Source organism: Roseovarius sp. THAF9 (genome assembly GCF_009363715.1).
GTDB lineage: Bacteria > Pseudomonadota > Alphaproteobacteria > Rhodobacterales > Rhodobacteraceae > Roseovarius.
The window spans coordinates 2813118-2835674 of the sequence record NZ_CP045404.1 but is presented as its reverse complement, the minus strand read 5'-3'; the positions used below and the strand labels follow the sequence as shown (position 1 = coordinate 2835674).

General features: G+C 62.2%; 15 protein-coding genes and 3 pseudogenes. 9 read left to right on the top strand and 9 right to left on the bottom strand.

What is annotated here, in order from left to right:
• Window positions 1-7: 7 nt before the first annotated feature.
• From FIU86_RS13995 to FIU86_RS22850, 4 genes and pseudogenes are all read left to right on the top strand, one after another.
• Complete coding sequence (locus FIU86_RS13995; RefSeq protein ID WP_152475641.1) at window positions 8-895, top strand: MurR/RpiR family transcriptional regulator; 888 nt, start codon at window positions 8-10, stop codon at window positions 893-895.
• On the top strand, window positions 892-1974 hold the full coding sequence (locus FIU86_RS13990; protein WP_152475640.1) for an aromatic ring-hydroxylating dioxygenase subunit alpha: 1083 nt from the start codon (window positions 892-894) through the stop codon (window positions 1972-1974). Before FIU86_RS13995 ends, FIU86_RS13990 begins: the two co-directional genes overlap by 4 nt.
• Before the next feature lies 1 nt (window position 1975).
• Window positions 1976-3421, top strand: a complete 1446-nt coding sequence (locus FIU86_RS13985) for an aldehyde dehydrogenase family protein (RefSeq protein ID WP_152475639.1) — start codon at window positions 1976-1978, stop codon at window positions 3419-3421.
• 4 nt (window positions 3422-3425) lie between these two features.
• A pseudogene (locus FIU86_RS22850) lies at window positions 3426-3550 on the top strand (gamma carboxymuconolactone decarboxylase); the annotation flags it as partial.
• Window positions 3551-3581: 31 nt separating this feature from the next.
• On the opposite strand, the gene FIU86_RS13975 reads toward FIU86_RS22850, so the two are convergent.
• The 4 genes and pseudogenes from FIU86_RS13975 to FIU86_RS13960 form a co-directional block, all read right to left on the bottom strand.
• The gene (locus FIU86_RS13975; protein WP_152475638.1) at window positions 3582-4892 is read right to left on the bottom strand and encodes a hypothetical protein; all 1311 of its coding nucleotides are present in this window, start codon (window positions 4890-4892) and stop codon (window positions 3582-3584) included.
• Window positions 4844-5116 (bottom strand): hypothetical protein, encoded by a 273-nt coding sequence (locus tag FIU86_RS13970; protein ID WP_152475637.1) that lies wholly within the window; start codon window positions 5114-5116, stop codon window positions 4844-4846. Before FIU86_RS13970 ends, FIU86_RS13975 begins: the two co-directional genes overlap by 49 nt.
• A complete protein-coding gene (locus tag FIU86_RS13965) occupies window positions 5113-5883 on the bottom strand; it encodes a hypothetical protein (RefSeq protein ID WP_152475636.1) in 771 nt (256 codons plus the stop codon). Before FIU86_RS13965 ends, FIU86_RS13970 begins: the two co-directional genes overlap by 4 nt.
• 360 nt (window positions 5884-6243) lie before the next feature.
• Window positions 6244-7135: pseudogene (locus FIU86_RS13960) on the bottom strand (LysR family transcriptional regulator).
• A gap of 103 nt (window positions 7136-7238) precedes the next feature.
• On the opposite strand from FIU86_RS13960, the gene FIU86_RS13955 reads away from it, so the two are divergent.
• A complete protein-coding gene (locus tag FIU86_RS13955; RefSeq protein ID WP_152475635.1) occupies window positions 7239-7736 on the top strand; it encodes a lactoylglutathione lyase family protein in 498 nt (165 codons plus the stop codon).
• 384 nt (window positions 7737-8120) lie between these two features.
• Window positions 8121-9365, top strand: coding sequence for an MFS transporter (locus FIU86_RS13950; RefSeq protein ID WP_152475634.1), 1245 nt, complete (start codon window positions 8121-8123; stop codon window positions 9363-9365).
• A 233-nt stretch (window positions 9366-9598) separates the two neighbouring features.
• Here the strand turns inward: FIU86_RS13950 and FIU86_RS13945 are convergent, their stop codons facing one another.
• Window positions 9599-10144 (bottom strand): TetR/AcrR family transcriptional regulator, encoded by a 546-nt coding sequence (locus tag FIU86_RS13945; RefSeq protein ID WP_254703846.1) that lies wholly within the window; start codon window positions 10142-10144, stop codon window positions 9599-9601.
• Between the two features lie 158 nt (window positions 10145-10302).
• Between FIU86_RS13945 and FIU86_RS13940 the strand changes: the two genes are divergently transcribed.
• On the top strand, window positions 10303-10872 hold the full coding sequence (locus FIU86_RS13940; protein WP_152475632.1) for a carboxymuconolactone decarboxylase family protein: 570 nt from the start codon (window positions 10303-10305) through the stop codon (window positions 10870-10872).
• Between the two features lie 203 nt (window positions 10873-11075).
• Window positions 11076-13574, top strand: coding sequence for a cation:proton antiporter (locus FIU86_RS13935; RefSeq protein WP_152475631.1), 2499 nt, complete (start codon window positions 11076-11078; stop codon window positions 13572-13574).
• Between the two features lie 212 nt (window positions 13575-13786).
• Here the strand turns inward: FIU86_RS13935 and FIU86_RS13930 are convergent, their stop codons facing one another.
• Complete coding sequence (locus FIU86_RS13930; RefSeq protein ID WP_152475630.1) at window positions 13787-16222, bottom strand: FAD-dependent oxidoreductase; 2436 nt, start codon at window positions 16220-16222, stop codon at window positions 13787-13789.
• Between the two features lie 187 nt (window positions 16223-16409).
• Here FIU86_RS13930 and FIU86_RS13925 point away from each other — a divergent pair, with 187 nt between their 5' ends.
• Complete coding sequence (locus tag FIU86_RS13925; RefSeq protein ID WP_152475629.1) at window positions 16410-17930, top strand: trimethylamine methyltransferase family protein; 1521 nt, start codon at window positions 16410-16412, stop codon at window positions 17928-17930.
• Here the strand turns inward: FIU86_RS13925 and FIU86_RS13920 are convergent.
• The 3 genes and pseudogenes from FIU86_RS13920 to FIU86_RS13910 all read right to left on the bottom strand — a co-directional run bounded on the left by FIU86_RS13920 (window position 17921) and on the right by FIU86_RS13910 (window position 22310).
• Window positions 17921-18916 carry a LysR family transcriptional regulator gene (locus tag FIU86_RS13920; protein ID WP_152475628.1) on the bottom strand — a complete coding sequence of 332 codons (996 nt, stop codon included), beginning with the start codon at window positions 18914-18916 and terminating at the stop codon, window positions 17921-17923. The genes FIU86_RS13925 and FIU86_RS13920 overlap by 10 nt on opposite strands.
• Before the next feature lie 24 nt (window positions 18917-18940).
• Window positions 18941-19267: pseudogene (locus FIU86_RS22845) on the bottom strand (transposase); the annotation flags it as partial.
• Between the two features lie 160 nt (window positions 19268-19427).
• A complete protein-coding gene (locus FIU86_RS13910; RefSeq protein ID WP_152475627.1) occupies window positions 19428-22310 on the bottom strand; it encodes a tetratricopeptide repeat protein in 2883 nt (960 codons plus the stop codon).
• Between the last annotated feature and the right edge of the window lie 247 nt (window positions 22311-22557).

The following is a 22557-nucleotide window of genomic DNA, read 5'->3' as shown; positions in this document are numbered from 1 at the left end:
GTCAATCATGAATGACACATATGTATCAAATACGATCCTTGATCGCCTTACGGCCGAATGGGACAAGCTGACTCCCGAGGCGCAGAAGGCTGCGCGCTACGTACTGGAAAACCCTGCAGATGTAGGCGTTTCCACCGTGCGCGAGATCGCCGTTGCGGCGAATGTCAAACCCAACACCTTTGTTCGCATGGCCCGGCAGGTCGGGTTCGAAGGCTACGAGGATTTTCGCGCGCCCTTCCGCGAGGCGATCCGGCGGGGCGGCGTCAGTTTTCCTGACCGCGCCCGCTGGCTTCAGGATATTCGCAAGTCCGGTGAGATTGGCGGGCTTTACGCCGATATGATCGGTGCCGCCGTGCGCAATATAGATGAGACCTTCGCGGGGATATCCGAAGAGGCGCTCAAGGCAGCCGCTGAAGCGATCTGGGCATCACGCCAAGTCTTCACTCTTGGCGTGGGCGTTCACAATTCGAACGCGCGCAACTTCACCTATCTTGCTTCCACCGGCATGACCCAGTTCCACGCCATACCGCGCCCCGGCTCCACCCCGGTGGACGACCTGGCCTGGGCTGATGGCCGCGATGTATTGATCGCGATGACGATGAAGCCCTACCGTACCGAAGTCATCGACGCGGTGCGCATCGCCCGCGATCAGGGCGTCACCGTCATCGCCATCTCTGACAGCCCGGCCAGCCCGATCAGCCTTGCCGCCAATCACAGCTTCACCGTGGCGGCCGACACGCCGCAGTTCTTTCCGTCATCCGTGGCAACCGTTGCCCTGCTCGAAACCATGCTCAGCTTCGTCATTTCCGTTGCCAGCGATGAGATCGTGGAACGGGTCGAGAAATTCCACCGTCGCCGGCACCAGCTCGGCCTCTATCAGGAGGAGCCCGAATGAACGCACCGCTCACACATTCGCTTGATGCGCGTTACTACACCGATCCAGCCATCTTCGAGGCGGAACGAAAGGGTGTTTTGGCCCGGACATGGCAGTTCGCCGGCCACGGCAGCCAACTGGAGTACCCCGGCGATTACTTCGCTTTCGAAATGGCGGGCGAAAGCCTGTTCTGTATCAAGGGACGCGACGGCGAGATCCGCACGTTCTACAATGTCTGTCAGCACCGGGCGCATCAGCTCGTCAATGGCGAAGGCTCCACCCGCGTCGTTGTCTGCCCCTACCACGCCTGGACTTACGAGCTGACCGGCGAACTGCGCGCGGCGCCGAACACCAAGTCCGTTCCAGGCTTCGACAAGTCCGCTGTCTGCCTGACCGAGGTGCGCACCGAGCTTTTCCTGGGCTTCATCTTCGTCAATCTCGATCCTGACGCGGCCCCGATGGACGCGTGGTTCCCGGGGGTGCGCGAAGAGTTGATGGAATGGCTGCCGCACTGGGAAAGCCTGAAACCGCTTGAATGGGTGGAAATCCCGGAAAACTGCAACTGGAAGGTCTCGGTCGAGAACTACTCCGAATGCTACCATTGCTCGCTCAACCATCCGACCTTCGCGACAGGGGTCATCAAGCCCGAAACTTATGACATCCAGCCAGAAGGCTATTGCCTGAGACACACGACGGAATGTCAGAGCCTTGAGAACATGAGCTACGACATCGACCGCTCAAAGCCGCATTCCGAGGAATATTCAAGCTGGTTCCTATGGCCGATGTTCAGCTTTCAGGTTTATCCGGGCAACGTGCTGAACACCTACCACTGGCGCGCGATCGACCCCGATCATGTGGTTGTCTGGCGCGGCTGGTATACCGAAGGCGGCTGGGACAGCGAAGTGATCCGCCGGCTGGCGGTGCAGGACCGGGCTACAACCGTGGAGGAGGACATCCACCTCGTCGAATCCGTGCAGCGCGGGCTTAAATCACGCGGCTACATACCGGGTCCGCTGGTTGTCGATCCGGAATGTGGCGTGAACTCGGAGCACTCCGTGTTGACCCTGCAAAAATGGATGCGCGAGGGAATCGAAAGCTAAGATGCGCGCGTATTGGAAAAACTACATCGACGGTGCGTGGTGTGATGGCGGCGCGGGGCGGATTGACGTGATCAACCCGGGCACCGGCGAGAACCTGGCGGAGCAGGCTTTGGCGGATGAGGCCGACGTGGACCGCGCCGTGCAGGCCGCCAAACGCGTGCATCAAACGGGGGCGCTGCGCGACATGCGCCCGCTTGAGCGAGGGCGCATGGTGCAGGCTATGGGGCAGTACCTGCTGGATAACCTTGACAAGGTGGCCAATGTCCTGACCCAGGAACAGGGTAAGCCGCTGTGGGAGGCCGAGATCGAGGTGCGCGGCGCGGCGCTTTACTTCGAGTATTACGGCAATCAGGCCTCAACAGTGGAAGGCAAGTCGATCCCGCTGGGCGCGGGCTATTACGATTTCACCGATTGCGAGCCTTATGGGGTATCGGCGCAGATCATCCCGTGGAACTATCCCGTCGAGATGACCGCGCGGTCGCTGTCGGCGGCTTTGGCCACGGGCAATACTTGCGTGATCAAGACCCCTGAACTGACGCCGCTGAGTGATTTTATCTTCGCCCATGCCGCCGAGACGGTGGGCCTGCCCAAGGGGGCGGTCAATATCCTGTGCGGGTGGGGCCGTCAGGCGGGTGCGGCCCTGTCAGGCCACCCGGATGTCAATCAGATCGTCTTTACCGGTTCGGTGCCCACGGGTGTCGCCATCGCCACGGCGGCGGCGCAGAACGTGGTGCCTTGCGTTCTGGAACTGGGCGGGAAATCGGCGGCCATCGTGCATGAAGACGCCGATCTGGAAGCGTTTGAGAATGACATCCGCTGGGGCATCTATTTCAACGCGGGCCAAGTGTGCAGCGCGATGAGCCGGGTGATCGTGCATGAATCGCGTCACGATGAACTGGTCGAGCGGGCAGTGAAAGTGGCCAAATCCCTGTCTGTCGGGCCGGGGATGGAACGGACCGAGGCGGGGGCCAACATGGGGGCCATGGTCAGCGAAGGGCAGCGCGATCGCGCCGCCGGGATGGTCTCGGACGCCGAAGCGCAGGGAGCCACGGTGGCCACGGGCGGGCGCAAGATGAACATTCCCGGCGCCTTCCTTGAACCCACCGTTATGGCGAATGTCACCCCAGAGATGACCATCGCGCAGGAGGAGGTCTTTGGCCCGGTCCTGTCGGTGCTCAAGTTCCGCGACGAGGCGCAGGCGATGGAGATCGCCAATGGCACGCAATATGGCCTCGTCGGTGGCGTCTTTACCGCGGATATGGATCGCGCCACGCGCGCGGCCCGGCAGATGCGCGCCGGGCAGGTTTTTGTCAACGAATGGTTCGCGGGCGGGGTGGAGACGCCCTTTGGCGGTTTCGGCAAATCCGGCTATGGCCGGGAAAAGGGACGGGAGGCGCTGTGGAATTACGTGCAGACCAAGAATGTCGCACTGAAATTGAAAGGGTAAGTTGATGGATGCGTTCGGTGAGGACCTGTTCCTCAAGTGTCTCGAGCAGCGCAAGGCCACGCTGGGGCGGAATACATGGACAAGAACCTTGCCGCCGTCGATGAGTTTACCCGCCCTTTTCAGGAGGCGAATTGCGACCGAGTGCGCTTGGATGCCGCCGCTAACTGCACGGTCCTGCATCCGCAGACACAGCGACATCCAATATCCTGCCATTTATGTCCACGCTGATGATGTCCGGTATCTTGGCGGATCTCAGGATGTACCGTGTCTTGTCAGGAGCGATCGCGGGCATCTCGCCGTCGATGGTCTGAACATTCTGTCCGGGCGATATCGCGACAGCGAGTTCCCCGCTGACAGTGCATCCGATCATCAGCATTCGGCCCTCGGGAAGATCCCGGAATAAACCCTCAAGCCCCGTTGCCGCCCACGTGTCCACGCGCCGCCACTCGCCTTGCGTAGAAGTGACCTGTGGCGTGGCCGGGGCGGCAGGGGCACCGCCTCCTTCGGCTGGTTGCGCGGCGGACCCCGTTGCAGCTTCGGAATTCGCCAGCGCCGCCAGCCGCTCCGATCCCATGTGCCGGATCGCATCGCCGCAGGTGCTCTCTCCTGCGGCCCAGCCGGTCATCGCCGGGGCGGCCTCGTCGTAGGATTTGCTATCGGTGTTGGGATTGTAGCGTTCCGGTGCACTCCGCCAGAACTGGACCAGGAAGATCGGCTGGCCTTCCGACGACGGCGTCGCATGGATGATGCAGCTGGCGAGGTAGTCATCCGCATGCCCCCGAAACGGCGCCTCGAGCGACATGCCGTTCTGGACGAGCGGCGCGTTCTTGTCGCCTTGCGCAATCTTCGTGCCACCCGCACCCGACAGGGCGACGGACCAAACCGAGAAATCGATCGTGGTCACGAAAGACGGATCGAACCCGCCCGCCTTGCCCGGCCCGTAGAAGCCGTTGATATAGCCCAGGTCGCTGTAGTCGTGAAAATAGTAGACCTTGCCTATCTCGCGTTCGATCGGGGGCGGCAGACCGCTTTCTCCGGCCGCCTGCGGCATCAGCGCTTCGTCTATCTCGACACCCGCCGCCACTGCGGCCTGGAACGCATCCCCGATTGCCATTACCGCGCCCGCACCATCGCCTGCCCGCGCCACGATTCCGACAAGACCGTTCTCGGGATGCGCCACCGGAGCGCCCGCCGTCAAAGCCGTGATCGCGGAATCTCGCAGGATCGCAAGGCCCGCGCTCTGCCCGGAGGGAGCGACGGGCGCAACCGGCATCTCCCATCCACCAAAGTCGTTCTGCGTCATGAAGGACAAACCTTCACCGCTTGCCAGGTCATACTGGCTTACAAGCGGCATACGCGTCATCTGCATGTTGCTCATCTTGGCCATCATGTCATCCGAGCTGACCCGTGCATCGAGGAGGATCAGCAGGCGTAGCCGGGCAGGGGCCTGCTGCGGGTGACTGCATGACACGGACCTTGGTTCCAGATCCGAACACAGACGCCGTCGAGGTCCCCAACAGACGAAACGGTCAGATAGGTCAGGTTGCCCGGAGTGCCGCCGGTGACAGTGGCGGTGGCCACCGGGGTGCCCTCCGGCGCTTCGATCATAGCCGCGAAAATACCAAGCTCGTACTCAAGCTGTGCGGCGGCGAGACCGGGCGTCAGAGCCAAGAGGAGCGCCAGGATAGATCTCACTGCAGCGGCTCCAGTTTCGAGCCGTTCCAGACCCAGATGATTTCGCAGACTTGTGTTGCGCCGCCGCAGGTGGCGCCTTGCGTGGTCGTTTTCAAGGCCTTCTGGCCAAAGGCTCGATCGACCAGTTCCGGATTGACCCCCAGCACTTGCTGGCGGCTTTGCGTTTCGGTGAAAGCGATCTCGATCGTGCACAGCGCGGCACCGCAAAACCCGGCCCCACGACCCTTGGACCGGTCGTCGCAGGTCACACCTCCCCAGTCGAGCACGAAATCCGGTGTGTCGTCGCCATCCAGCCGTCCGGTCATCTCGGCATCATCGGTGATCGAGTAGCCGCCGCCGCATTGGGTCGCGATCAGTTGACCGAACAGTACCACGCGGCCCTGCTCAGGTGCGCTGGCGGCGGTCGTCTCATCGCCCTCGCATCCATCAAGCACTTGGCTGATAGCGCGCGACGACCCGCGAAGGGAGACACCTACCTGCGCCTCGCCGGGCACCGCCACCACGGCGCGCGAGCCTGCCCTGAGCGCCGCGATCAGTGCACCGGGTGGCGCACCGGTCCAGAGCCCTTCTTCAGGCAGATGCAAGCCGCGCACGGGGAAACTCTGCCCGTCGACAATGACCGCGAAGTTTTCCTGCCGGTCAGGTCCCGCCTTCGAAAGCGCCCAACCTTGGGTCCAGAGCAAAGGCTTGCCCTCTCGGCACATGAGGGCCAGGGCCCCAACGCCACGCTCGGTTACGCCGAAGGCCGATACGGTTCCCTCATACAAATCCGACCCCGGTCCGACACGCCATTCCGCAAACAGTGGCTGAGGGGCGAAAGCAATAAAAACGACGAAAGCAAGAAATCGGCGCATAAGATCAAATCCAAAATATGTGAGGTCCATCCTTGCGGATCGGCTCGTTCGGTCAAGAAGTTTCTGTGTGTATCGAGCTGAATAGATTTCTGGTGCCGAAATGAAAGAGCGTTCTCGCGCACCATGGCTCAGCTTCAAAAAAGCCGGACTGGTTTCCGTGCTTGACTGGACATTGGCGGCACAAGTCACGAACGGCAGGTTCGGGCCGTGAGCATCGGCAAAAGCGTTTGTGTGAACACCCGTCATCGCGCTTCCGCGGGTCTGTATTTCTGTTCACTGGAGCTGTGCGGCTGCCTTCTCGATCATGTCTTGCGCGTATCGCGCTCGCGCCGACAAGCGACGGCCGCAGCGCTCGACGAGCCAGAGATCGTGCCAGCGTCGCTTGGGAAGCTGGGCGATGGAGAGGTTCTCTTTTTCGCTGAAAGCCTCCAAGCCGCTTCTAGGAAGGAGCGTGTACCCGATCCCCTTTGCCACGGCCGCAGGAATCTGACCGATTTGGTTAACTGAACCGCGCACGCTCAGCCGGTCGGCGCCAGGGTAGTCGTCCGGGAAATTCAGCCTCAGCAAGTCGTCGGCATAGCCATATCCGTCGGGATGCGCGATGAAACCGCGAGACTCGAGGTCGGCGAAAGACACAGGCGTGTCGGCTGCGTCCGCCGGCAGGACGAGACATAGCTCCTCGCGTCCAATACGTTTGCCTTCGAGTCGCGCGTGATTGGGGTCCGCCCAGAGCACGCCCAGGTCGAAGCGTCCTTCCAGAAGCCCTGCCAGGATCTCGGCCTGCGGCGCGGCCGTGAGATGGACGCTCAGGTTGGGTGCGCTGCGCATCCAGGGCAGCAGGATAGGGTAAAGCAGCATCGCGAAGCTGCCGGAACATGCGATGTGAACCGGCCCAGTGTCCGGGTCATCTGCCTCGATGGCGTCGCGCAGGTGCTTCTCCTCAGCGCGGCGCGACAGGCCAAGCTCGAAGACCGCTTCGCCCGCCGGGGTGAGGGTAAAGCTCTTGCCCTGCCGACTGATCAGCCCCTGTCCGACCTGCTCCTCGAGTTTCCTGAGATGCTGACTCACGCCCGGTTGGGTCATGTTCAGACGCGCTGCGGCCTGGGTGAAGTGCCCGGTTTCGCAAAGCGTGGTAAAGGGTTTCGAGCCAAGTGGCGTTGAGCATTAAAGGATAACGATTCGTTCTGATTTCTATGCTGATTGATAATTTCACAAAAGAGTGCGTGCGGTCCATATCGGCGTCGACACAACACCAATGGAGATATGAGATGCCCCAGACACCACGCACCTTTTCCCACATCGGCCTGTCCGTTCCTGACCTCGACGCGGCCGTGAAGTTCTACTCCGAAGTCCTCGGGTTCTACGTCGTGATGGAACCCTCTGAGGCCGTAGAGGACGAGAGCGCCATCGGCATCATGTGCACGGACGTGTTCGGCCGTGGATGGGGCTCGCTGAGGATCGCGCATCTGTCGACCGCCGACGGTATCGGGATCGAGATCTTCGAGTTCCCCGGCAACTACGCGCCCGATGACAAGCTCGAGCACAAGCGCCACGGCACTTTCCACTTCGCGGTACAGGACCCGGACGTCGAAGGTTTGGCCCAACGGATTGTTGAAGCCGGCGGACGGCAGCGTATGCCGGTACGCGAGTACTTCCCCGGGACGAAGCCCTACCGGATGGTTTACGTCGAAGACCCATTCGGCATCGTCTTTGAGCTCTACAGCCACAGCTATGAGCTCACCTATTCCGCCGGCGCCTACGAATAGTTGGTCGCGACGGCTCTGTGCGACATGGGGCCGGTAGAACCCGACATCGTTCAATTGGGTCGTGCGATCTGTTCCGCGTTGCGCTTGGCGTGGCGGCTGCACATGGCTGGGACATCACGCGAAGCATTGATCTCGTAGGCGTGATTGAACAGCTTGCAGCCCGATGAGCCCGTTGAGGTTTCTTGATCCAACGTGGGTGCATGAAGATCGCTGAGCGCGTGAAAAGACCTGTGCAATGCGATCATCTTACGGACAACAACGAGCAATTCCCATTGGTCGCTTTCATCTACGCTTGCAACCGCGAAACAACGCTGTTGACTTTGCCTGCGTATGTCTGGCCCAAGGGTGCCGTGGACAGCTACCCGAATGCCGCGAGGTCCGGAAATGACAGTCATCCTGCACGTCTGGGCCCTGCTTTTCGGCGTGTTTCTCATAATGATCGGCAATGGCATGCAATCCACACTGATGGGCGTGCGCGGCGGGCTAGAAGGGTTCTCGACATTCGAGCTGTCGATCGTGACCTCTGCCTATTTTGCCGGCTTCCTGATCGGCTCTCGGATGGCGTCGAGTTTTATCCGCAGTGTCGGTCACGTGCGGGTCTTCGCGGCTTTGGGCTCCTTCATGTCCGCGGGCCTGATTGCCTTTCCGATATTTGTGGAACCTTGGGCCTGGGCGCTCATCCGCCTGTTGCTGGGGTTCTGTCTGTCGGGGGTCTACGTCTCTGCCGAAAGCTGGCTGAACGACAAGGCGACGAACACGACGCGCGGCACCATCCTGTCGGCCTATATGCTGGCACAGACCTTCGGCATGGTCGGCGCGCAGGTGTTGGTCGGCGTGATACCCGTCGAGACCTTCACGGTGTTCGCGGTCGCCTCCATCCTGGTGTCTCTCTCCTTTGCGCCGATTTTGCTGTCGGCAAGCCCCGTGCCATTCGCGGAAAACATCAAGCCGATGAGCCTCAAGCGGCTCTACTACACTTCGCCTCTCGCGACGGTAGGAACACTGCTGCTGGGCGGCGTGTTCGCGGCTCAGCTCGGCATGGCCTCGGTCTATGGCAGCGAGATCGGTCTTTCGACGGGCCGGATCACGCTCTTCGTGGCCTCCATCTTCGTTGGCTCCATCCTGTTCCAGGTGCCCGTAGGCTGGCTGTCGGACATCTTCGACCGGCGCCTGCTGATCCTCGGGGTCGCCGTGGTCGGCGGCGTCGCCAGCCTGATACCGTGGCTCTTCGGTCCGAGTTTTCCGGTCCTGCTCGGCACGGGGGTTATCATGGGCGGCATGGCCTCGCCGCTCTATTCGTTGCTGATCGCCTATTGCAACGACTACCTGGAGCTCGAGGACATGCCCGCGGCCTCGGGCGGAATGATCTTCATTTACGGCCTCGGCGCCATTGCCGGGCCACTTATCACGGGCCAGATGATGGATCTCATGGGCGATGATGGGTTCTGGCTGTTCATCGCCGGCACCTTCCTCGCGATCGCTGCCTGGTGCGCCTATCGCATGACGGTCCGCTCTGCGCCCCCTGCGGACGAGGCGGGAGACTATGTTTCGCTTTCGCCGAACGCGTCGCAGGTGGCCGTGACCGCGGTAACCGAGTGGACGACCGAGCAGGAAGGGGAGAACGAGTGATCATCCTTCGCACAAGTCGGTATCAATCGGCCATGGCATCAGGCAGGCCCGGGCTGCGAGCAAAAACGAATGCCCGCACTCTCGATACTCAGTGCAACGACATTTAAGTTCTTCACCGGCCGGATTGGGCCGTGCGCGGTGGTCTGAAGATCGGGGCGGGGACTGGTCTTTCGCTGGGGCGGGCAACAAGGTCCGCATTACTGAGCCATGACGTCAGAGGTGCATATAGGCTCTCAAACGCGGAGCCCTTCAATTTCGCGAGCCATATCTTCCGCGATCGCTTCGATCCGGCTTGCAGAGTCTGTTCTCTGCGCATAGGCCCGCAGACCAAAGATTCCGGCCTGCAGGCGCGCCGCCAGACGATCCGGGTTTGCGTCGGGTGCGATCTCTCCGGTCTCGATTGCAGACCGAAAGGCGTCTGCGAAGGCCATTTCGGTCTGCCGCATCATTGCCTCAACCGACTGCCGCAGTTCGGGTTCGTCGTCTGGTGTTTCCAGCAGCGATTTAACCAGCATGCACGCGCGGGACGGAACAGCCTTTTGACACATCCCCGCAAGCATCCGGACATGCGCAGCGAGCCCTGCGATAGGAGAATTCGCCTGTGCCATCGTGTCCTTGAACGCCGTCCGTCCCGTGGCGGCGTAAAGATCGAGAGCGGCGCGAAAGAGGTCCGCTTTGGAGCCGAAGGCCGCATAAATGGACCCAGGCCGCATATCGAGCGCGCTCTCGAGATCTTTCAGAGATGTAGCGTGATAACCGCGCGCCCAGAACAGTGCCATCGCCGTTTCCAGCACTGAGTCGCGATCATAGGTTGCTGCACGTCCCATCTCTTGCCTCCGATCTCATTTGTGTGATCGTCCAAGAATTATCTTGAACGATCGCTCAAGTAAAGTTACGTGGTTTTTGAGCAATCACTCAAGAAAGAAGAGGAAACGTTATGACCGAGTTCAAAAGACACACGATGGACACTGCGCCTGAGGATAGCCAAGTGCTTCTCGAGAATTCGCAGAAAGCGTTTGGCCGCATCCCCGGCCTTCATGCCGTGATGGCCGAAGCCCCGGCACTGCTGGAGGGTTATCAGCAGCTGCACAAGCTGTTCGCGGAGCAGACCAGCTTTGACAAAGACGAGCTAACTGTGGTCTGGCAATCCATCAATGTTGAACATGAATGCCACTACTGCGTGCCCGCCCACACTGGCATTGCAAAGATGATGAAGGTCGACGATGCGATTACCGATGCGCTCCGCAACGAAACGCCGTTGCCCTCTGACCGTCTCGAAGCGCTGCGCACCTTTACACTCGCCGTTGTTCGTGGGCGAGGCAATGTGGACGATGCAGCCGTGAAATCTTTCCTTGATGCCGGCTTCACGAAACGTCAGGTGCTTGAAGTAATTCTTGGCCTTTCACAGAAAGTCATGTCGAACTACACGAACCATCTTGCGGAAACGCCTGTTGACGAACCGATGAAAGCGTTCGCTTGGGAAAGGAAACGCAAAGACGCGGCTTGACGGTATCAGGTTCCCTGAGAGCATATTTTGAACAATTCATCTCTGCCCAGCACCCGTCGGTGCTGGGCTTAATTGTTCGGTGGGTGGCGCTGAACACGCCCTCGGCGTTGGCTCACAGGAAATGTCGTGCGTCGCACATATTCTATAACCCAATCAGAAAAGAACAGAGATGCGTCCAGAATATCTTCTGATATTCCCAGTACATGGATATCATCCTCGTCACGACCGTCATTGCGTCGCTCTTTCTCGTCATCGGGATCGCCGAACCCGTGGCTGCGCGTTTGCGGCTGCCCTATAGCGTGATCCTCGCGGTACTCGGCATCGTGATCGGCGCTGGGGCGACGTTCTTTTTGCGAACCGACCTTACGGATGTGCTCAACCCCGTTGCCCAGGCGATACTCGGATTGCCGATCAAGTCCAACGTCTTCCTCTATGTCTTTTTGCCGACACTCCTGTTCCAGGCGACCCTCGAAATGAACTTGCGGCGGATGCTGGACGATTGGGTCCCGATCCTGGTGTTGGCGGTACTTGCCGTAGTCGTCGCAACCATTTCCGTTGGCTATGCACTCTTTTGGGTCAGCGCGCTGCCCTTGGCAGCCTGCCTGCTGATCGGCTCCATTGTGTCGACCACAGATCCCTCGGCTGTGGTTTCGATCTTCCGATCAATCTCGGCGCCGCGTCGCCTGGCCCGGATCATCGAAGGCGAGAGCCTTCTGAACGATGCGGCAGCAATTGCATTGTTCGGTCTCTTCATGGGTTTCGTGATGCTGGGCATCCCGGATCCCGAGCTTGGAGACGCCTTGGCACGGTTTCCGTTCCTTATTGCGGGTGGCGCGCTCACTGGGTGGCTGGCCGCGCGGATCGCCGTTTGGGTGATGGCATTGTTCAGCCGTCACGAGCTTGCGCAAATCTCGATTTCGGTGGCATTGCCCTACCTTGCCTATATCGTTACGGAGCGGGGCGTTGAAGCGTCAGGCGTGATCGCAGTGGTTGCCGCTGGACTGACACTTAACCTTACGGCTCCCGGCCGCCTGCCACCGCAAGCATGGTTGAACCTTCGAGAACTCTGGGGTGTGCTGGCGCACTGGGCTGGCGCCCTCATCTTCATTCTGGCCGCGTTGTTGATCCCCCGGTTGCTGGAAGAAGTCCGGCTTGAAGACTTCCTGCTGGTCGGCGTGGTGATCCTTGCTGCCGTTGCCGCGAGAGCCGCGATCCTGTTCGGCCTGATGCCGGTCTTGACGGCGCTCAAGCTTTCGCCGACCGTCGAGCGCCCCTATCGAGCGGCGATACTTTGGGGCGGTCTCCGGGGCGCCGTGACACTCGCGTTGGCGCTCGCGGTCACCGAGAGTGTCCGGGTACCAGGCGATATCCAGCGTGTCGTCGGCATCCTCGCCACAGGTTTTACGTTGTTTACGCTAATGGTGCAGGGCACCACGCTGCGCTGGATCATTGCGCGTCTCGGACTCGACCGGCTTTCCCCGATCGATGACGCGCTTTCCCGGCAGGTCGTGGCCGTTGCCTTGCAGACAGTACGAGAAGACGTGGCAAAGACCACCGAGAGCTACGATCTCAACCATGAGACCGTCCGCTCCGAGGCCAAGCGATTTGGTGAGCGGCTGGACGGTGCGGTAAAGATGGCCGAAGAAAACGCGGACATCCTTGACCGGGATCGTATTGCTCTGGGCTTGATTGCTCTGGCCGGCCATGAACGTGATACGCTTCTCGCCCGGGTGCGGGAACGGACGGTATCTGCCCGCATGGCGGAACTATTAATCTCCGATGCGGACAGGCTGATCGAAGGCGCCCGTACGCAAGGTCGGAGCGGTTATCAGCGCGCGGCCCGCCGGAGCGTCTCTTATGGACGAGCGTTTCGAGCCGCGGTTCTGCTGCATGGCCGGCTCGGGATATCAGGGCCGCTCGCGAGGATGACGGCGGACCGGTTCGAACTGCTGTTGTCGCAACGTCTGATTCTGCGTGATCTGGGCGCGTTCATAGATGGTCGCATACGTCGCATCCACGGCCGGCGGGTCGCCGAGTTATTGCACGAGCTTCTGGCGCGGCGGATTGAGATGATCGACACCGCACTCGAGGGAATGAGGCTGCAATATCCCGGTTATGCCGAGGAACTTGAACGGCGCTTCATACGCCGCACCGCGCTTCGTATGGAAGAACGTGAGTATGTTGCGATGCGCGAAGACGGACTGATCGGCGCCGAGGTCTACACGGCGCTGATGCAGGAATTGGCAATGCGCCGGATGGCGGCGGAGCAACGGCCACGTCTCGACGTTGCGGTACACAGGGTAACCCTTGTCCGGCAATTCCCACTTTTTGCAGATCTTGAAAAGAACGCCACGAAGAAGTTGGGGCGAACACTCAAGACACGTTATGTCGATGCGGGGGAGGTGCTCCTTCGCAAGGAGAATGTTGGTAAAAGCGTGTTCTTCATTGCTTCTGGCGCGGTGGAATTGGAGAGCGCCGGACAGAAATGGCGCTTAGGACGCGGAGAGATGTTTGGCCAGATAGCAATTCTGACGAACAAGGCACCTCGTGCCGATGTTCGCGCTATTGCTCCGACGACACTACTCGTGTTGGATGAAGAAAGATTCCGAAGGTTATTGGATCGGAGCCAAACGCTTCGCGATGCAGTCCTTTCCAGTGCCGACAAACGAGGGATAGATCAGGCAGGACTTTTGCCACGGTAGTGAGGCACTGGCTGCGGAACTCTTCGTTTTGCTGATGAGCGCTCCGTGCCGTTAGCGATGAGGGGAAGGTATCCCCTCCCGATAACCGCGCATGAAAATCCATTAGAAATCCCGAAAGATGATGCTTGAGTCAGTCTTTGGCTGGATCGAGTAAACAAAAGCGGCGGCAGATCTTCCAATTCCCTGACGCGCGCTGTCTCGGCACTGCGAAGTCATTGCCGCATTCGTGTATGGCCAGGATCATAGGGACACGGTTCAATCACCTGCACCTCTACCAATTCGCCACATAGGTCCAAAGCGATCTTCGCCTCTGCCTCCACGACATCGGCGTCCACAAAGGCATAGGCGAGGTTCATACCAACCCGGTGCCCCCATGCGCCGGAGGTGATCGTTCCGACGACCTCGCCGTTCAACTCGACAGAGGCGCCGGGGTGGGCCGGGCCCTGTGTTGACCCGACCTTCAACGTGACCAGCCGTTTGCGCAGACCACTCGCATGGTGCCGCGCCAACGCCTCTTTGCCGATGAAATCGCCCTTGTCCGGTTTGACGAACCGGTCCAGCCCGGTCTCGTACGGGTCGAACTCTGTCAGAAGGTCTGCTTTCCAGTGCAGGAAACCCTTCTCCAGTCGCATCACCTCCACGGCGCGAGCCCCGAAAAGCTGCATCCCATGCGCCTCGCCCGCCTCGCGCAGCGCCAGGTAGGCCGCATAAAGCGACGCGTTTGGCACGTGAATTTCATAAGCCAGTTCGCCGGAAAAGCTGACCGACATCACGGTGGCAGGGGCAAAGCCGATGAAACATTCGCGCACCGACAGCCACGGGAACGCCTCCGCCGACCAATCGGCCCGGCTGACCGCCTGCATGACATCGCGCGACTTCGGACCGGCCAGCACCAGGATCGTCTGGTCGTTGGTCAGGCTGCGGATGTGCACATCCTCATCGTCTCGCAGGTGCATCTGCAACCAGTCCATGTCATGGTATTCGCTGGCCGCCGCCGAGCCATACCAGACCCGCTCCGGTCCCCGGTCCGAGGCGGGCAGGTTCGCCACCGTCGCCTCGCCCTTGACCATGCCGTGATGGTTGAGCATGTAGCCCAGCCCAACGCGGCCAGTGCGCTTCGTCACCGCGCCGCAGAACATCCGGTCAAGGAATGCATGCCGATCGGCACCGGTGACCTCGAACCGGTTGAACCCGCTGACCTCGCAAAGCCCGACACTATCCTGCACGTTTCGCACCTCGGCGCCGACGATGTCGAACGCCTCGTCGAAGTCGAAGGAGAGCGTGGGATGAAACGCGGGGTCAGGCTTGATGTACTCCACCCGCTCCCATCCGTTTACAACGGTAAACTCTGCCCCTTCGGCGGCCAGCACCGGGGTCAGTGGCGTTGTCTTGGCGGGTCGGCCCGCCGGGCGGTGTTCATGAGGGAAGTGAAAGCGGAACTCGTTCTGGTAATCCTCGATCGCCTTGCGCGAGGTCAGTTCGACATTGGCGTGGCCGGTAAAGCGGCGCGGGTCGAGGCACCAGGTGTCATAGCACGCCTCGCCATGCACGATCTGCTGCGCCAGAAGCCAGCCATGCCCGCCGCCTTCTCCCAGCCCGGCGCGCAGGCCGATGATGCAGAACGCGTTGCGCTTGCCCGGGATCGGGCCGACCAGCGGCGCGCCGTCCATCGTATAGGTGATCGGGCCATTGACCACCCGCTTGATGCCGACCTCGGCCAGCACCGGCATCCGCGCGAACGCGCCTTCCAGCACGTCCATAACCCGGTCGAGGTCATCGGGGCAAAGATCGTTGGAAAAATCGGGGCTGATCCCGTCCATGCCCCAGGTTTTGCAATCCTGCTCGTAGAAGCCCACCAGGAGTCCGCCCTTTTCCTGGCGGGAGTAATAGTCCGAAATCGGGCAACGCAGCAGGGGCATACGGTGGCCCGCTGCTGCAATCGCGGGGATGTCATCCGTCACGAAATACTGGTGTTCCATCGACGCGACGGGATGATGCACCCCCATCATCGCGCCCACCTCGTTCACGCGGTAGCCGCAGGCGTTCACCACGATATCGGCGTCGATCACGCCCTTGTCCGTCTCGACCGTCCAGGTATCATCCGCCTTCTGGGTTAGTCCGGTCACGGTGGTCTGGCGGTAAACCTCCGCACCGGCCTTGCGGGCATGAAAGGCCAGCGCCTGGCACAGCTGCGCGGGGTCAATATCTCCATCCTCGCCATCCCAAAGCCCGCCCAGCAGGTTGTCGGTCGAGATCAGGGGATGGCGGCGGGCACATTCCTCGGCATCAATCACTTCGTAGGTGACACCCATTCCGCGTGCCATCGATGCGAAATGGCGATATCCCTGCATCTGCGCCTCGGTATTGGCCAGACGAATGCCGCCGTCGCCATGGTGATAGCCCACGGGATAATCGGGATCGTCCCGCAGTTTCCTGTAAAGCGCGATGGAATGCGATTTCAGGCCCACCATTGTCTGGTTCATGCCGAAATTGGTCACCTGCGCCGCCGAATGCCAGGTCGTGCCGGATGTCAGCTCGTCCCGCTCGATCAGCACCACGTCGCTCCAGCCTTCCTGGGTCAGGTGATAGAGCGTCGAACACCCCGCGATGCCCCCGCCGATGACCGCAACCTTGGTCCGCGATTTCATGATCCGTCTCCGTCGATGTCTGTTCGCGACTGGGGCGTGATTTTGCCGTTCTGGCAACCGAAACGCGGTTATTACGATATTACTGGAATTGTATTTCGATATTTTCGAATTCTCTCCACCAAGTCTTGCCCGCCTCGACATATCCTGCCCAGATCAACCCAGCCCTCAACGACGAAAGCGGACCCTCGTGGCGGAAAGATCTAGACGTGCCGGACGGGTGGAGCGGATGGCGCAACGTCGCGCCAAGCCCCTGTTTGATCCTTGTCCGCCCGGTCAGGCCGGCGGCGCCTACAAGCCCCTGACCGAGGCCGACCTAAACGCGATCTACGACACCGCGCTGGCCCTGCTTGCCAAGCTGGGCCTGGGCGAGGTGCCAGACCGGCTGCGGGGTGACCTGATGCGCGTCGGTGCGCTGGAGGGCGAGAGAGGCCGCATCCTCTTCCCGCCGACGTTGGTGCAGGACGCGGTGGACCACGCCGCCAAGACCTTCACCCTGCACGGGCGCGATCCGTCGCGGTCCATCGAGGTCGGCGGCAACCGCGTGCATTTCGGCACCGGTGGCGCTGCGGTGCAGACGCTGGACCTAGACACCCACCTCTACCGTCCTTCGACCCTGGCCGACCTGCATGATTTCACCCGGTTGCAGGACACGCTCGCCAATGTCAGCTGGTACACCCGCTGTTGCGTGGCCACGGACGTGCCCGACACTTTCGACCTGGACGTTAACACCGTCTATGCGCTCCTGCGCAACACCACGAAACCAACCGCCACCTCCTTTACCCTGGCAAGCCACGTGGCACCGATCGTCGAGATGCTCGACATCGCCGCCGGCGGCCCCGGTGCTTTCTCGGAACGGCCCTTCGTGAAGGCGCATATCAGCCCGATCATTTCGCCCCTGCGCTTCGGTGAGGATGCGGTCGACGTGGTTTATGAATGCATCCGGTACAACATTCCGATGTCCTGCATCACCGCAGCACAGGCCGGGGCTACCGCGCCCGCGACGATGGCCGGGTTCCTTGCCCAGTCACTGGCCGAAACGCTGGCCAGCCTGGTGATGGTCCACGCCATCCGGCCGGGCTTTCCGATGGTTTTCTCCAACTGGCCGCTGGTCATAGACCTGCGCACCGGCGCCTTTGCCGGGGGCAGCGGTGAGACCGCGCTTCTGAACGCCGCGTCGGCGCAGCTGTCGAACTGGCTGGGCCTGCCGTCGGGGGTAGCGTGTTCCATGACCGACGCCAAGGCCATCGACGCGCAATACGGCATGGAAAAGGGCCTGACCTCGATGGCTGCGGCGCTGGCGGGTGGCAACCTGATCTACGAAAGCTCCGGCATGACCGCTTCGCTTCTGGGCGCGAGTTTCGAGGCCTTCGTCCTGGACGACGAGATGCATTCCCACACCTATCGCGCCCTGCGCGGGATCGAGGTTAGCGAGGCGAATCTCGGCTATGACGCGATCGTCGACGCGGTTCTGGGCGACGGGCATTTCCTGGGCGGGCAGCATACCTTTGCGGCGATGGAGCGCGATTATTTCTATCCCGCCCTCGCCAACCGCGAGGAGCCGCGAACATGGGCGCAGACCGGGGCGAAGGACGCCTGGTCGGTGGCCAATGCCCGGGCCCGCGAAATTCTGGAAACGCACCGCCCCGACTACCTGACACCCCAGCAGGACCGCGCCATCCGTCAGCGGTTCAACATCCTCTACGACTGATCCTCACCAACCGCATCAACCAGCTTGAACTGGTTTTCAAGCCACGGCGCGGTCGCGACCAACGGCCGTATCACCTGCGTTTCAAGCGCGCGGCGAATCCTGCCGTTCACGATATCCAGCATCGACCGCGAACAATCCGGCGTCGTGATCAGCGACAGCGTCCGCGCAAACCGCTTGCCCGGAAAGGGCTGCATCAGCAACTGCGGCTGGAACCGCTTCGCCCGCGAGAACAGAAGCGGCGTGGTGATCGTCCATCCCGCCCCCGCCGCGACCATCGCCATCAGCGTCTGATTGCTGCCGCATTCGAACTTGTGCGGCAGGGTGAACCCCACGCGGCGCAGCTGGGCCTCGATCTGCCGGGCGATGATCAGGTCGCTGGAAAACTGCAGGAACGGCAGGCTGAACCCATCTTTCAGCACTTCGGACACCGACGGCTCCACCCCCGCCGGCAATACGATGACGAAGGGATCCCGTAACAGTGGCCTGTCCTGAAGGTCGCGCAACCGGTCCGGCGGCGCGGTCGCAATGCCGAGGTCCAGCTCCCGGTCGCGCAGCATCTCGATGATCTCTCGGCTCGTGGCCGTATGATACAAAAAATCGCAATCGGGCATCCGTTGCGACAGGTGAACGGCCAGGTCCGGTATCACGTCGCTTTCAAGATCCTCGATCGTGCCCAGTCTCAGATGGCTGGCCTCGGTCAGGTTCCCCGCCGACGCCTCCGCCTTGGCCTTGCGGATTGCCCGCAGTGCGATATCGATGTCGCGCAGAAACACGTGCCCTTTCGGTGTCAGAACCATCGGCCGGCGCGTATGATTGAAAAGCGCGACGCCCAGGTGATGCTCCAGGCTGCGCAGGTGGTGCGACACGGTACTGACCGACAGTCCGGTCGCGTCTGCCGTCTGCCGGAGTGAGCCGTTCCGCGCGCACAGCTGAAAGATTTCCAACCATCTCAGGTTTAGCGCCTTGCGCGCGCTGGGGTTAGGCATTTTGAAATCAGTCCTACCGTGTAGTTAGCCTGCACCAACAATCTGCCATTCTTCCGCCAAGGGCCACTTAAATCCCGAAACTGCAAGGAACAGCAAACGGAGCGGCCTAACCTGACTGGTCCAGCTTGATTGTAAGTGCATGGCCGGCCTCTGGTCTATTGGGATGATGCTCTCGGGCGCTGGCGGCCGGTACCCCAAGGCGCTGTGGGGCCGTTTGGTGTTGCAGTGCTTCCTCCAACCCTCGATGATGATCTGGGCCTCTTTGAGCGAGTAGAAGATCTCCCTGTTCAGCAATTCATCTCGGAGGCGAGCGTTGAAGCTCTCGACGTAGCTATTCTCCCAAGGGCTGCCTGCCTCGAACTCACGCTCAAGCACGTTCGCAGCTTTCACCGGCCTCGTGCCTTGGTCTTTAGGCGGCTGCCGAGGCTTGGGGCGAGTTCTGAAGGCCGCTTGCCGCATCAGGGGCCGGGCTTTGAGGGGCGTGCGCGTCCTTAGCGTCGAAGGCCCGGTGTCAGCCGATGGTGGCGGGCTTGCGCCCGTCCCTCTCCGGCAGGTCTGCCAGTCCGAGAAGGCTTTCGCGCACGGTCTTGCTGAGAGCCCGGTCCTGCGCGTTCCAGTAGCTGGCGGTTTTCTTGTAGGGCAGGCGGATATGGGGCTCGACATGGCGGCGCAGCGTTTCACCGTCGATCAGCGTCAGGTTGCGGACGGCCTCGGACGTCTCGGCGTCGCGCAGGAAAACGGCAGCGGCGCGGGTCAGCATCCCGGGGCCGGACTTGAACCAGGCGCCGTCCGAATCCCGCGCCAGGAGCGCCTGCACCGTCATCTGCAAGGCGATGCGCAGGATCGGGTTGCCCGGTGGCGCAATCAGGGTGTTGTTCGCGATGGCGCCGATCGGTTCTCGACTGACCAGCAGCCCCGCGCCCAGATCGGCAAGATCCGCGATGTCGCCCACGCGCCGATCGTCTGCGTCGCTGTAGACACCGCCGAACCTGAAGATCAGGCAAAGCCGCAGCAGGTCGCTTTCCTCGGTCACGTGGCGGGCCCTTTGAAAGGCGGTGACGACGCGCGGGCCGAACTGGCGGCGCAGCATCGTGATCGCGCGGGTGCGGTTCATCAGTACGTGCTCGAAACCGGGCACGTTCTGCCATCCGGCGATCAGGCCGGCGATGTCGTCGGGCGGCGTTGCCCTGTCCCAGTACTGGAAGATGCGGTGCGGCACGGGTGTCTCGCGTCGCGGCAGGGTGGACCCGCTTTGGTCCGCCCAGGCGTCGAGGATACACTTGGCCGGGTAGTAATACTGGTCCGCCAAGCGGGTGCTGGCGTCTTCGGGGGGGACGCCAGCGCTGATGGCCTTGGCTTCGAGCGTGCGAAAGACGTGCAGATCGGTCAGCATCCGGCCTTGCAGTCCGGTGGTGAAATGCGCGGCGACCCGGCCGCTGCTGCCGGGATCGTTGCGGATGCCGTTCTGGATCGCAAGCGCCCGGTCCAGATCGCCACAGGACAAGCAGAGATCCAGAAGCTGCCGCGGATGCAGGCCAGGCAGCCCGAGATCGCGCCGACGCAATGCGCGGTCCAGCACGCTGCGGTCGGCGCCTGCGCCATAAAACAGCGCAAGCCGGTGCGCCTCGGTATCGGTGCCGGGAAGGTCGTTCTCCAGCCGGTCGAGGCAGGCGTGCCCGGCGGTGAAATCCCGCGCCCCGACGCAGGCGTGGACAAACACGGTCACGAGGGCCGGATGCGCGGGCCAGGTCCGCAGAGCAAAGCGCAGGTAACGCATCGCCAGCGCCGGTGTCCCGGCGTCGATCAGCAGCCGGCCGAGTACGATGATCCGATCGGGCGTGCCGCGGTCGTCCTGCGACGTGCGGGCAAATTCTATTGCGGCGTCCGGCCCATCGCAGAGCGCGACGGCCTCGGCCCTGAGCGCGCAACGCTGTTGCGGCGGCACCCGTGGCAGAAGGCCGTGTGTGATCCGGTCCAGGCTGTCGCGGTCTGCCGTGATATGCGCAAGACGCAGCAACCGGCGTGCAAGAGCGGCCGTGAGCGAACTGCGTCCGCTGGTCAGCCGGATCAGGTGGCGGGTGACGTCGGGCAGCGCCTGCCGTTCAGCGATGTTCAGCAACTGCTCGATCTGCGGATCGTTCAAGGGCGCGTCGCTTTCGATCAGCGCCCGGAGATGCGGCGCGACCTGCCGGGCGCGACCGGCATGGATCAGCGCCTCGCACAGGGCAAGTGTCACGGCGGCGTCGGCGCCGTCGCTTGTCTCTGCCGCGGCGTTCAGGTGGGTCAGCGTCCGGTCGTGGTCACCCGCCTTGCGCGACAGGTCCGCGAGGCCCATCAGCGCCGTGGCCCTGGTCTCGACCGACCTCGCGGCCTGTTCGAATGCCTCGCGCGCCGCGTCGGGATTGCCCAACGCCACGTACGCGCGGGCCAGGGCAAGGTCGAGCTGGCCGGTAGCGTCGCCACTGGCCCGCGCGGTCTTGAGCGCGGCCGCGGCCTCGGAGGCGCGGCCCATGTCGGTAAGAATCTCCGCGCGGCGCATGTGAATTAGGTCGGGGGCGTCCTTGGCCTTCGCGATAGCGGCATCACAGACCTTCAGCGCCGCGTCCATCGCGCCCTGCTGGCGCAGGATTGCGACGCTGCCCTGCACGGCGCCGAGATGGTCGGGTGTGGTTGCCAGCACGGCGGCAAAGCTTTGCAGGGCCGCGTCGAGCCGCCCCAACTGGCGCTGCATCCACGCGAGTTGAATCAGAACCTGGTCCGACCGGTTGCCGCCCGCCACCTCGCTGTCCAAAAGCGCGGCGGCTTCGGACGTGCGGCCCAGGTGATCCAGAGCGCGGGCGCGCCGGATCGAAAGCAGGCTCGCCGCGGCGTCGTCATGGGGCCGGGCGTCGTCACACAGGTCCAGCGCCGCGTCGGCGTCGCCGCGGGCCAAGGCGATGTCGATCAGGCCGCGCCGGGCGCCGGGGTGGTCGGGCGCTTGCGACAGAACCTGCCGAAAGAGCGGCTCGGCGCGATCCGCCATGCCGTCCCTTGCCAGCAGAGTGGCGAAAAGCACGGTGGCGGGCATGTCCTCGGCGGCATCGTCGTGCAAAGACCCGAGCATACGCAGCGCCTGCTCGGTCTGTCCCAGCCGGTCGAGCGCCGTGGCCTGCCGTGTCGTCGTCATGGCCCGCATGGCGGGAAACGCGTTGGCGGTGCGCTGCGCCAGGTCTAGCGCCTCGGCGTTCAGGCCCGCCCCCAGCAGCCGGTCGATGCGAAACCGGTGCGCCGGCATGAAATCGGGATGATGACGCAGGATGGACGCCAACAGGTCGGATACGGCGGTCTCTTGCCCGCCCGCGTCAAGCGCACGCAGATCGGCCATCAGTGCACCGGGCGTCTTGGATTGCGTCATGGTCGGGCCACAGCGGTTGGGATCATTGAAGACAGCGCGAAACTGCGGTCAATGCTTAGCACGCACGCCCTGGCTTTGGGAAACGGGATCGTCCGAGGTGCGGCAGATGGGCAAGGGCGGGTGCAGCGGTGTTGCGGGGAGCGTGTTGCGTTCGGAAACGGCGGAGAGGCGATTTTTTCCGTATTCGAGAAGAAAGAGTCACGCCGCGGAAAAAATTCAGTTATGGTCAACCAAAGCGGGCATTTGC

What these genes read in the sequence shown, in the direction of transcription:
- FIU86_RS13990 (WP_152475640.1), top strand. Translation starts at nt 892, where the DNA reads ATGAACGCACCGCTCACACATTCGCTTGATGCGCGTTACTACACCGAT.
- FIU86_RS13950 (WP_152475634.1), top strand. Translation starts at nt 8,121, where the DNA reads ATGACAGTCATCCTGCACGTCTGGGCCCTGCTTTTCGGCGTGTTTCTC.
- FIU86_RS13935 (WP_152475631.1), top strand. Translation starts at nt 11,076, where the DNA reads ATGGATATCATCCTCGTCACGACCGTCATTGCGTCGCTCTTTCTCGTC.
- FIU86_RS13940 (WP_152475632.1), top strand. Translation starts at nt 10,303, where the DNA reads ATGACCGAGTTCAAAAGACACACGATGGACACTGCGCCTGAGGATAGC.
- FIU86_RS13910 (WP_152475627.1), bottom strand. Translation starts at nt 22,310, where the DNA reads ATGACGCAATCCAAGACGCCCGGTGCACTGATGGCCGATCTGCGTGCG.
- FIU86_RS13930 (WP_152475630.1), bottom strand. Translation starts at nt 16,222, where the DNA reads ATGAAATCGCGGACCAAGGTTGCGGTCATCGGCGGGGGCATCGCGGGG.
- FIU86_RS13985 (WP_152475639.1), top strand. Translation starts at nt 1,976, where the DNA reads ATGCGCGCGTATTGGAAAAACTACATCGACGGTGCGTGGTGTGATGGC.
- FIU86_RS13945 (WP_254703846.1), bottom strand. Translation starts at nt 10,144, where the DNA reads ATGGCACTGTTCTGGGCGCGCGGTTATCACGCTACATCTCTGAAAGAT.
- FIU86_RS13920 (WP_152475628.1), bottom strand. Translation starts at nt 18,916, where the DNA reads ATGCCTAACCCCAGCGCGCGCAAGGCGCTAAACCTGAGATGGTTGGAA.
- FIU86_RS13995 (WP_152475641.1), top strand. Translation starts at nt 8, where the DNA reads ATGAATGACACATATGTATCAAATACGATCCTTGATCGCCTTACGGCC.
- FIU86_RS13955 (WP_152475635.1), top strand. Translation starts at nt 7,239, where the DNA reads ATGCCCCAGACACCACGCACCTTTTCCCACATCGGCCTGTCCGTTCCT.